The organism is Actinomycetospora sp. (genome assembly GCF_036497245.1).
Taxonomy (GTDB): Bacteria; Actinomycetota; Actinomycetes; order Mycobacteriales; family Pseudonocardiaceae; genus Actinomycetospora.
Genome location: NZ_DASXJS010000065.1, coordinates 23,721 through 33,120 on the forward strand (window position 1 = coordinate 23,721; position 9,400 = coordinate 33,120).

At 74.1% G+C, this 9,400-nt stretch carries 12 protein-coding genes and 4 tRNA genes; 9 read left to right on the top strand and 7 right to left on the bottom strand.

Annotated features, from left to right (window positions below):
- Window positions 1-51 precede the first annotated feature (51 nt).
- From VGI02_RS07260 to VGI02_RS07275, 4 genes are all read left to right on the top strand, one after another.
- A complete protein-coding gene (locus tag VGI02_RS07260) occupies window positions 52-1,023 on the top strand; it encodes an NADPH:quinone oxidoreductase family protein (protein ID WP_331626622.1) in 972 nt (323 codons plus the stop codon).
- Between the two features lie 13 nt (window positions 1,024-1,036).
- Entirely contained in the window at window positions 1,037-1,825 is a 789-nt protein-coding gene (locus VGI02_RS07265) for an alpha/beta fold hydrolase (RefSeq protein WP_331626624.1), read from the top strand.
- 19 nt (window positions 1,826-1,844) lie between these two features.
- Entirely contained in the window at window positions 1,845-2,297 is a 453-nt protein-coding gene (locus VGI02_RS07270) for an OsmC family protein (protein WP_331626625.1), read from the top strand.
- A 159-nt stretch (window positions 2,298-2,456) separates the two neighbouring features.
- Window positions 2,457-2,693, top strand: a complete 237-nt coding sequence (locus VGI02_RS07275) for a hypothetical protein (RefSeq protein WP_331626626.1) — start codon at window positions 2,457-2,459, stop codon at window positions 2,691-2,693.
- Between the two features lie 23 nt (window positions 2,694-2,716).
- On the opposite strand, the gene VGI02_RS07280 is transcribed toward VGI02_RS07275, so the two are convergent.
- Window positions 2,717-3,892, bottom strand: a complete 1,176-nt coding sequence (locus VGI02_RS07280) for a hypothetical protein (RefSeq protein WP_331626628.1) — start codon at window positions 3,890-3,892, stop codon at window positions 2,717-2,719.
- Between the two features lie 351 nt (window positions 3,893-4,243).
- Here VGI02_RS07280 and VGI02_RS07285 point away from each other — a divergent pair, with 351 nt between their 5' ends.
- A complete protein-coding gene (locus VGI02_RS07285) occupies window positions 4,244-4,957 on the top strand; it encodes an SGNH/GDSL hydrolase family protein (protein WP_331626629.1) in 714 nt (237 codons plus the stop codon).
- 3 nt (window positions 4,958-4,960) lie between these two features.
- Here VGI02_RS07285 and VGI02_RS07290 read toward each other — a convergent pair whose 3' ends face one another.
- The 6 genes from VGI02_RS07290 to VGI02_RS07315 all read right to left on the bottom strand — a co-directional run bounded on the left by VGI02_RS07290 (window position 4,961) and on the right by VGI02_RS07315 (window position 6,606).
- On the bottom strand, window positions 4,961-5,338 hold the full coding sequence (locus tag VGI02_RS07290) for a hypothetical protein (RefSeq protein ID WP_331626630.1): 378 nt from the start codon (window positions 5,336-5,338) through the stop codon (window positions 4,961-4,963).
- 54 nt (window positions 5,339-5,392) lie between these two features.
- A complete protein-coding gene (locus VGI02_RS07295; protein ID WP_331626631.1) occupies window positions 5,393-5,584 on the bottom strand; it encodes an ANTAR domain-containing protein in 192 nt (63 codons plus the stop codon).
- Between the two features lie 240 nt (window positions 5,585-5,824).
- Window positions 5,825-5,899, bottom strand: a tRNA-Val gene (locus VGI02_RS07300).
- Between the two features lies 1 nt (window position 5,900).
- Window positions 5,901-5,972: transfer RNA gene (locus tag VGI02_RS07305), tRNA-Cys, on the bottom strand.
- Between the two features lie 47 nt (window positions 5,973-6,019).
- Window positions 6,020-6,092: transfer RNA gene (locus tag VGI02_RS07310), tRNA-Gly, on the bottom strand.
- Window positions 6,093-6,186: 94 nt separating this feature from the next.
- On the bottom strand, window positions 6,187-6,606 hold the full coding sequence (locus tag VGI02_RS07315; protein WP_230738532.1) for an SsgA family sporulation/cell division regulator: 420 nt from the start codon (window positions 6,604-6,606) through the stop codon (window positions 6,187-6,189).
- A 289-nt stretch (window positions 6,607-6,895) separates the two neighbouring features.
- Between VGI02_RS07315 and VGI02_RS07320 the strand changes: the two genes are divergently transcribed.
- The 4 genes from VGI02_RS07320 (at window position 6,896) to VGI02_RS07335 (ending at window position 9,049) form a co-directional block, all read left to right on the top strand.
- Window positions 6,896-7,489: an RNA polymerase sigma factor gene (locus tag VGI02_RS07320; protein ID WP_331626632.1), complete on the top strand. Its 594-nt coding sequence runs from the start codon at window positions 6,896-6,898 to the stop codon at window positions 7,487-7,489.
- Window positions 7,486-8,388, top strand: coding sequence for an anti-sigma factor (locus VGI02_RS07325; protein WP_331626633.1), 903 nt, complete (start codon window positions 7,486-7,488; stop codon window positions 8,386-8,388). Before VGI02_RS07320 ends, VGI02_RS07325 begins: the two co-directional genes overlap by 4 nt.
- A 77-nt stretch (window positions 8,389-8,465) precedes the next feature.
- On the top strand, window positions 8,466-8,957 hold the full coding sequence (locus tag VGI02_RS07330; RefSeq protein ID WP_331626634.1) for a TIGR02611 family protein: 492 nt from the start codon (window positions 8,466-8,468) through the stop codon (window positions 8,955-8,957).
- A gap of 20 nt (window positions 8,958-8,977) precedes the next feature.
- Window positions 8,978-9,049: transfer RNA gene (locus VGI02_RS07335), tRNA-Val, on the top strand.
- Window positions 9,050-9,400 lie beyond the last annotated feature (351 nt).

The window sequence follows — 9,400 nt, forward strand, 5'->3', positions numbered from 1 at the left end:
CCGGTGCTGGGGCATGATCGGCTCGACGGAGCCGACGAGGAGGGCGAGCGCATGCGTGCGGTGCAGGTGAGCAAGCTCGAGGGCCCGGAGGCGCTCGAGGTCGTCGAGATCGACGAGCCGGTGGCGGGGCCCGACCAGGTCCTGATCGACGTCGAGTCGGCAGGCGTCGTCTTCCCCGACCTGCTGCTGACCCGCGGCGAGTACCAGATGCGCCCCGAGCTGCCGTTCACGCTCGGCTCCGAGGTGGCCGGCACGGTGCGCACCGCTCCCGACGGGTCGGGGTTCGCCCCGGGCGACCGTGTCGCCGCGATGTGCGTGGTCGGCGGGTTCGCCCCCAGCGTCGTGGCGCCCGCGAGCCAGACGTTCCCGCTGCCCGACGGGGTGTCGGCGGACGTGGGCGCCGGGTTGCCGATGAACTACCTGACCGCGCACTTCGTGCTCACCACCCGCGGCAGGCTCGCCGCGGGGGAGACCGTGCTCGTCCACGGCGCCGCGGGCGGGGTCGGGGTCGCGTGCATCCAGTTCGCCCGGGCTCGCGGCGCGACGGTGATCGCCGTCGTGTCCACCGAGGGCAAGGCCGAGGTCGCGCGGGCGGCGGGCGCCGACCACGCCGTCCTCGTCGACGGCTTCAAGGACGCCACCCTGGTGATCACCGGCGGCGAGGGCGTGGACATCGTCGTCGACCCGGTCGGCGGTGACCGGTTCACCGACTCGCTGCGCAGCCTGCGGCGCGGCGGGCGGCTCCTCGTCGTGGGCTTCACGGCGGGCGAGATCCCCACGGTGAAGGTGAACCGGCTGCTCCTGCGCAACACCGAGGTCGTCGGCGCCGCCTGGGGCGAGTGGGCCATGGGGGACCCGGACTTCATGCGCGGCCAGTGGGCCGAGCTGCTCGACGACATCGCCTCGGGCCGCCTCGCTCCGCCGATCAGCGCCGCGTATCCGCTGGCCCAGGCCTCGGCCGCGGTGGGCGAGCTCGCCGAGCGGCGGGTCACCGGGAAGGTCGTCGTCCGCCCCCGCGAGTGATCTACTAGGTCCCGTGCTCGCCCACTCCCGGTCCGGCAGCGGAGAACCGCTGATCCTCATCCACGGTGTGACCCACCGCCGCGAGGCCTGGGACACCGTCGTGCCCTACCTCGAGTCCGAGCACGACGTGATCGCGGTCGACCTGCCCGGGCACGGCGGGTCGGCCGACGTCGAGCCCGACTTCGACGGGTCGGCCACCCCCCTCGCCGACGCCGTGGAGGGCCTCGCCCGGGACCTGGGCCTCGAGCGACCGCACGTCGCCGGGAACTCGCTCGGCGGGCTGATCGCGCTGGAGATGGCCGCGCGCGGCACGGTGGCGTCGGCGACGGCGCTCTCCCCGGCGGGGTTCTGGTCGCCGGTCGGCCGCGCCTACTGCCGCGTCGCGCTCACCGGGGCGTCGAAGCTGCTGCAGTCGATGTCGCGGGAGCGCCTGGACCGGGTGCTGGCGACCTCCGCCGGGCGCGCCGCGCTCACCGGGCTGATCATGGCCCACCCCGGCCGTCAGGACCCCGAGGTGCTGGGCCGCGACCTCCAGGGCCTCGCCCGCCCCCGGGAGGGCTTCGCTTCGATGATGGCGGGCCTCGACCGGTGGACGGTGCCTCGCCCGTCGGCGGTCCCGACCATGGTCGGGTGGGGGAACCGCGACTTCCTGCTGCCGCGCGCCCAGATCCGGCGCCTGCGCACGCTCCTGCCCGAGGCCCACGTCGTCGTGCTCCCCGACTGCGGGCACATCCCGATGGCCGACGACCCGGCGCTGGTCGCGGAGATCATCCTCGGCAACGCGCGGCTCGCGCGGGCCTGAGCGGCCGGGGAGCGGCGCGATGGCGCACGAGTACCGGGTCACCGTCGCCTGGCACGACGACCCGGGCACCGTGGACTACCGCTCCTACACCCGCGACCACGTGGTCTCCGCGGACGGCAAATCGTCCCTCGACGGGTCCGCCGACCGCAGCTTCCGCGGGAGCGCGGCGCGGTGGAACCCGGAGGAACTGGTGGTCGCGGCGCTCTCGCAGTGCCACCTGCTGAGCTTCCTGCACGTGGCCGCCGACGCGGGCGTCGTCGTCACCGCCTACTCCGACCACCCCGTCGGGCGGATGACGAAGGACGACGACGGCGGGTGGTCGTTCGCGTCGGTGGTCCTGCGCCCGGAGATCACCGTCGCCGGGGCGGAGCCGGACCTGACGGCGCTGCACCACGCGGCGCACGAGGCCTGTTTCATCGCGCGTTCCGTCGGGTTCCCGGTGACGGTCGAGCCGGGGGCAGCTCCCCCGTGATGACGGTGGCGGCGGGTACCCTGGAGAGTGACCGGCCCGGGGCGAAGCCCCGGATGTCGCCTCCGGGACGCAGGAAGGGTGCCGCACGCCCTCGGTTCCGATCCACGTCGGCCGCATCACCGCGAGCTCACCGTAGCCGTGGGACGAGGGGAGCACCCCGTGTCCGTGTCCGACAACCCGACCCAGAGCCGCCGACCGTCCGAGTTCGGCGGGAACCGGGTGACCCTCGCGCACGACGCCGAGGTCGCCGCGCGCGGGGCCGAGCAGTACCGGGCGGCACGGGTGGTCGCCGCCCGCTCGGTCGACGTCGAGGACTGCCGCGAGCTGCTGGGCATGCTCGGGCTGGCCGGGGTGACGGGCCTGCCCGTGACCGACCCGCCCATTCGCCGAGGCTGAACGGGCGGGTCGGTGACCCGGGATCAGTAGCCGGACGACCCGCCGTAGGAGTCGCCGGACGAGGCCGGTGCCGGGGCGGCGGGAGCGGAGCCGTACCCGGAACCACCGGACGCCGAGCCCCCGGAGGCCGAGCCCCCGGACGCCGCGCCGGCGGCGGGCGCGCTGCCCGAACCACCTGAGGCGGCGCCGCCCGCGGGGGCCGCGTTCGCCGCGACCGCCTTCCCGTCGGGGCCGAGCGCCTTCCAGGTGCCGCCGACGCCGTTGCCGGTCGTGTCGCCCGGCTTGGTGTCCTTGGCGTAGCGGTAGACGGGCCACCCGTTGAGGGTCAGCTGCTTGGTGCCGTCGGCGCGGTCGACGTTGCCGACCTTCTCCGCGGAGACCCCCTTGAGCCACGGGGTGTCGCCCGCGAGGACCGGGGGCCAGGCCTTGGCGCAGTCGCCGTTGCAGTTCGAGGCCGGCGGCTTGTTGGTGTCCTTCGTGTACTCGTACACCGTGAAGCCGTCGCTCGTGGCCACCAGCCCGAGCGGGGTCTGCTTCGTCGCGAGGTTGGGGCCGGTCAGCGAGGTCGCGGCGACCTGGGCGCCGCCGGTGGGGGCAGCGGTGGGCGTGCCGGACGACGCGCCCCAGCGGGCGATCGCGACGTAGCCCGCCGCCCCCGCGATGACGGCGGCCGCGGCCACCAGCGCGAGCATCGCCCGGCGCCTGCCGCGACCGCTGCCGCCGCGCCGCTCGCCGCCGCGTCGGTGCCCGGAGCCGACCGGGATCGGTCCGCTGGGGTGGCCCTCGTACGGGTCGTACCCGGCGGGCGCGGGCTCACGGGCCTCGTAGGCGCCGGCCTCGGTGCGGCGGTGGTGACGCACGGTGGGCTCAGCCGCCTGCCGGGCCGGCGCGGGGTAGCCGGCGGGCGCGGCGGACCAGGAGCCCGTCGACGGCCCGCGCGGGGGGGCCTGCTGCGGGCCCGAGTAGGGCCCGACCGCGGGCTGGGGCGCGGAGTATGGCCCGACGGCGGGCTGGGGCGCGGAGTAGGGCCCGGGCGGTGCCGGCACCGCGCCGGACCAGGGGCCCGCCGCGGGCTGGGCACCCGACCACGGGCCCTGGGGGCCGGCCGGGGCGTCGTCGTACCGCGAGGCGCGGGCCGCGTCCGGGGGCACGGGGATGCCGAACTCCGGGCGCGGATCCTGCTGCAGATCGGGGCGCATGGACGAAGAACCTCCGGTGATGGGGAGCGAGGCCCGTCGCGGACTCGGGGAAACCCGCGGCAGGTGCGGCGCCGACGGTAGGGAAGCCGGCCGTCGGGACCCGCGGAGCTGAGAGTGCGGGGGCCCAGGTGCCGTGCAGGGGGCGTCGTCGTGCGGCGAACGGCGAGGAAAGGGGCCGGATGTTCGCCGGCGCTGCTCCGAACGCCGACAGGTTCCTTCAGGTCGGATCTGAGAGCTCGCTGGGCGCCACTCGATCGAGGGACGCCCCGTCGGGTGACGGAGCGTGCGCTCCGCTAACGATCGCCGCGCCTCTCACGAGTCTCCCAGCAGGAGATCACCCCGGGGAGGGTCATGCGCATCGTCACCATCGCGGCGGCCGCCGTGCTGGCCGTGCTCGCCGGGTTGCTCGTGGTCCGGGCCCACGCCGAGGACCGGGTCGTCGCGAGCGTGCCGCCGGCGCCGATCGCCGCGGTCGAGCCGCCTCCCGTGCTCGGCGTCATCGGGGACTCGTTCGCGGCGGGCACCGGCCTGGCCGACCCGGGCGCGCAGGCGTTCCCGGGGGTGATCGCGGCCCGCGCGGGCTGGCGGTCGGTGACGACGGCGATCCCCGGCACGGGCTACGTGGTGCACCCGCCGCAGGCGCACCCCTACGAGGCGGCTCAGGTCGAGGCCATGGTGGCCGCACGGCCGTCGGTACTGGTGGTGGAGGGCTCGCAGAACGACGGGCCCGCCGCCCCGGCCGCGGTGGGAACGGCGGCCGAGGCTCTGTTCGCCCGGCTGAAGCGCGAACTGCCGCGGACCCGGATCGTCGTCCTGGGGCCGGTCGCGTCGAACTCGAGGCAGGCGGCCGCGCTGGCGGGGGTGGACGCGGCCGTCGACGCCGCCGCCCGCCGGGCCGGGCTGCCCTATGTGGACGCGCTCGCCGACAGCTGGTTCACCGACGCCCAGGCGGCGATGATCGGACCGGACCACGTGCACCCGACACCGGCGGGACACGCCCGGATCGCGGATCAGTTGGGCGCGGACCTCACACGCCTGGGTGCCCTGCCGCCCGCCCGCACCTGACGCTCAGTGCTTGCGGGCCCGACGTCCCTTGAGGTGCCGGCGGGTGATGAGACTCCTCCGCGGCGGGTCCAGGACGAGCACGAGGGTCGCGACCGCCACGACACCGAGTCCGACCGCGAGACCGAGCCACCCGTGGTGGTCCGGACCGAGGAGGCCCGCCGCCCCGAAGACCATGATCACCGTTCCGGCGAAGGCCGCGACCACGAGGCTGTGGACCCGACGCCGGTCGAGGCGGGACTGCTGCTCGAGGAGCGAGGTCGGCGCCGCGAAACCGATGGTGGGGTCGCGGTGCCGCCCGGGCGCCGGATCCGGCGTCAGGGGCAGACCCGTCGGGGGCGTGAGGTCGGAGTCGTCGTACGACTCGGCTGTCGTCGTCGCCATGAGTACGGCGGGCGTACCCGCCCCTCACGGCCGACAACCGGCCCGGCCGCCGGATTACTCGGACGATGGCCCTTCCAGGACCTTGCGCGCGACGTCGATCAATGGTGCTCCCACGCAGTGCGAGATCGTCCGGAGAACCACGACGGCCTCGGGGATCGTGACGCCCAGGCGGGCGGAGAGCACGCCCTCGGCCTGGTGGACCTGCGCGGGATGGCGCCACTCGGGCGTCACAGCACTCTTGATCACGATCGGCTCCATGCGAGATCCGGCCCCGACAGCAACGAACACTGGCAGCGGCGGGGTCGAGGCCGATCCGCAGAATATTCGTCGGTCCCGTCGATCGTGTCTACGGCCGTTCGGCGGGAGTCGACTCACCCGCACGGCGGGGTCGCCGGCGCCCGAGGCACCCGGACCTGACGGCAGGCCCCGGCGATGACGAAAGGCCCTGGTCGGGAACCCCTCGCGGGGCTCTGACCAGGGCCTTTGTGGTGGGCGATACTGGGATTGAACCAGTGGCCTCTTCCGTGTCAAGGAAGCGCTCTCCCACTGAGCTAATCGCCCGAGGCGGAGGCGGGAATCGAACCCGCGTACAGGGCTTTGCAGGCCCTTGCCTAAGCCACTCGGCCACTCCGCCCGGTTCTTCGGAGAAACGGCCCAGCGCCGAAGGGGGCCTGTCTCCCGAGCGGACGACGGGACTCGAACCCGCGACCCTCACCTTGGCAAGGTGATGCGCTACCAGCTGCGCTACGTCCGCATGTCGTCGAAGGGAACAGCTGGGAACTTCCGCTCTCCCTGCCGACGACGAGAACTCTACTGCATCGCGCGCGCCCCCGATCAGGGGGGTGTCGTCAGGAGGGGTCGGTGGACAGCAGCAACCCCAGCGCGTGCTCGAGGTCCAGCCAGTCGTCCTCGGCGCCCGGTTCGATCACCTCGTGGGTGCGCTGGAGGAACTCCGAGACCTCACGGGCGAGCGCCCGGAAGGTCGCGTGTCCGGACGGGGAGGAGAGCTCGATCTCCACCGCCTCGCCCTCGGCGGGCCGGATGCGGACGTCGCCGTCGCCCGCGGTGTCGATGAGGCCCTCGGTGAGGAGGTCCCGCGAGAAGACCCACTCGACCCAGCCGGCGCGCCCGGTACGGAAGGCGGCCTGCACGGCGTAGGGGTCGCGGGTGTCGTAGCGGAGCTCCACCTGAACCGGCACTGGCGGGTTCGGCGGCCCGATGAGGTCGAAGACCGCTGTCGAGCGGATCGTGACGTGGTCGTTGTGCATTCGAAGGCTGCCTTTCGCGCACGCTGCTGTCGAAGTAGGGAACGACCGTCAGCCGAGCTTGTGACGCTGGTTCACCCGGCTCACGCACTGCGAGCATCTTAGGAGTACCCGGTCGAGGCCTTACCTGGTCCGGTTCCGTAACGACGCACCCTCCCCGCCGGAGCGGCCGGGGCCCCCCGGGAGCACTAACCTGTGCTGCGTCTCCCCCGGACACGAGACGATCAGGCAGGAGTCACCCGTGTCGGACGCTTCGCAGCGCGGTGCTGAAGTGGCTGCGCAGCGTGACCAGGTGTCCGACGATGCTGTGGCCGACGCCACACTCCTCCGGGCGGTCACCTCACGTGCGCCACGCGCCCTCGAAGGCCTCTACGACCGCTTCTCCCGGCGCGCCTACTCGCTCGCCCGCCGGGTGTGCGTCGACGAGGCACTCGCGGAGGACGTCGTCCAGGAGGTCTTCCTCCTGGTCTGGCGCCACCCGGAGCGTTACGACCCGGCGCGCGGCAGCGTCTCGGCCTGGCTGATGACGATGGTCCACCACCGCGCGGTCGACGCCGTGCGTCGCGAGGCCACCCGTAGGCGCCACACCGTCCCGCCGGGTGAGGAGGGTGACGACTGGAACCTCCCGCCGGGCCCGGGGGCCGACGAGGCCGCCCTCGACGCCGTCGTCGCCGGGCACGTCCGCGAGGCGCTCGCCGCGCTGCCCGCGGAGCAGCGGGAGGCACTGACCCTGGCGTACTTCGGGGGATTCACCCAGCGTGAGGTCGCGAGCATCGCCGGCATCCCGCTCGGAACGGTGAAGTCGCGGATGTTCACCGCGGTCCGGACGCTGCGCGGGCTGCTCGAGGGCCACGTGGACCGCGGCGGCGAGGAGGGGCCGTCGTGACCGCCCCGCTGCCGGCCTCCGCGGACGGGCATCCCGAGCTCGCCGTCGGGTGGGTGCTGCACGTGCTCGAGCCCGACGAGGAGGCGACCTTCGCGGCGCACCTCGACGACTGCTCGGCTTGCCGCCGCATCGTGGCCGAGACCGAGGACGTCACGACGCTGCTCGGGACGGCCGTGGACCAGGTGGACCCGCCGCCGTTGTTGCGCACGCGGCTGCTCGCGGCGGCCGAGGCAGAGGACGGCTCCCCAGAGGGCTCCCTAGATGTCAGCGATGCGGCACCGCTGACACTGGACGTCAGTAGCTCCACATCCTCGTCGGCCGATTCCTCGCCGGCCGGCGACGAGGCCGACGCCGTCGTCGTCCCGATGCGCCGCCATCGCGCTCCGGAGGCCGGCCGCCGTCGGTGGGCCCGCCGCGCCACGGCCGGGCTCGCCGTGGCCGCCGCCCTGGCCCTCGTCGTCGCGATCGGCGGGCTCGTCGCCGCGAACCGGTCGTTGACCGAGCAGCGCGACACCGCCGCCGCGGCCGCGGCCCAGGGCGAACAGGTCACGCAGATGCTCGACGCCGCCGCCCGGCCCGGGAACCCGCACACGGTCCTCGCCACCCCGGCAGGCGGCTTCGTCGGCCTCGTCGTCGACCGGGGGCGCGGGCCGGAGGTACTCGCCTCCGGGCTGACGCCCAACGACAGCGACCACACCTACGTCCTCTGGGGCCTCGCGGACGGCAAGCCGGTCGGGCTGACGGCGTTCGAAATGCCCGATTCCGGCCCGGCTGTGCAGGCCGTACCCTCGGTGGAGGCGGCCGGCGGGTTCGCCGGGTTCGCGGTGTCCCTCGAGCCCGGTCATGCCGTGCCCGCCACGCCGACCCAGGTCGTCGCGAGCGGTCAGACGGCTGGCTGACCGACCGGGCCGCGACGACGGCGAGCCGTACCCGACCCGCCAGACCGGCTCCGCCGGCCGACGCCCCGAGGAAGGCGATGACGCAGCCACAGGCCAGGCCCGACCGACCGGCCGCTCCCGGCGACGGGCCCGCGGCCCCGCCGGCCCACCACGGTCGTCTGCACGACGCCCGTGTCCGCGTGCGGGCCTTCCGGATGAAGGTGCGCGCCCGGCCGGGCTGGAACCTCGCCTGGCGGATCGGGATCGGCGTCCTCGGTGGCGTCGTGCTGGTGCTCGGCATCATCGCGATCCCGTATCCCGGGCCGGGCTGGCTCATCGTCTTCGCCGGGCTCGGGATCCTCGCCACCGAGTTCTCCTGGGCGGGCCGGGTGCTGCGGTTCGCGCGCCGCTACTACGACCGCTGGGTCGCGTGGGTGCGACGGCAGAACAAGGTCGTGCAGCTGCTCCTCGCCCTCGCGACGCTGGCCGTGGTGCTGACGACGTTGTGGCTGCTGAACGCGCTGTGGCTCGTCGCGAAGATCGTCGGCCTCGGTCACTGGACCTGGCTGCACAGCCCGATCATGGCGTGAGTTAGGCTGGGTGGTGCTGCGGGCGATTAGCTCAGGGGGAGAGCGCTTCGTTCACACCGAAGAGGTCACTGGTTCGATCCCAGTATCGCCCACGCAGAAAGGCCCTGGTCAGAGACTCACACGAGCCACCGGCCAGGGCCTTCGTCATGGCCGGGACCGCAAGGCTGCGAACGCCGGCGTCGAGAGCGGGACCCGAGCCGGAGCCCCGGTGCGGGGGAGCGGGCGAGGTCTCCGGGCGCCACGGTGTGTCCTCGAATCCTGTTGCAAAAGCCGCATCGCGCCCGATCGGCGCAAACGCTTTCGTCCCTCCTTGAGTCTGTCGGCCACCTCCCTGTTAGCTGATGTCCACCTATCGGTCGGGCAGGAGGCGGTGGAGGTCCGATGGCGAGCGACGAGGCAGCGGGCGGGGCCGAGCAGGCCCGGTCGGTCGAGATCAACCAGCC

Coding starts and splice junctions, on each gene's coding strand:
- VGI02_RS07260 (WP_331626622.1), top strand. CDS start 52: ATGCGTGCGGTGCAGGTGAGCAAGCTCGAGGGCCCGGAGGCGCTCGAG.
- VGI02_RS07270 (WP_331626625.1), top strand. CDS start 1,845: ATGGCGCACGAGTACCGGGTCACCGTCGCCTGGCACGACGACCCGGGC.
- VGI02_RS07280 (WP_331626628.1), bottom strand. CDS start 3,892: ATGCGCCCCGATCTGCAGCAGGATCCGCGCCCGGAGTTCGGCATCCCC.
- VGI02_RS07285 (WP_331626629.1), top strand. CDS start 4,244: ATGCGCATCGTCACCATCGCGGCGGCCGCCGTGCTGGCCGTGCTCGCC.
- VGI02_RS07290 (WP_331626630.1), bottom strand. CDS start 5,338: ATGGCGACGACGACAGCCGAGTCGTACGACGACTCCGACCTCACGCCC.
- VGI02_RS07315 (WP_230738532.1), bottom strand. CDS start 6,606: ATGCACAACGACCACGTCACGATCCGCTCGACAGCGGTCTTCGACCTC.
- VGI02_RS07330 (WP_331626634.1), top strand. CDS start 8,466: ATGACGCAGCCACAGGCCAGGCCCGACCGACCGGCCGCTCCCGGCGAC.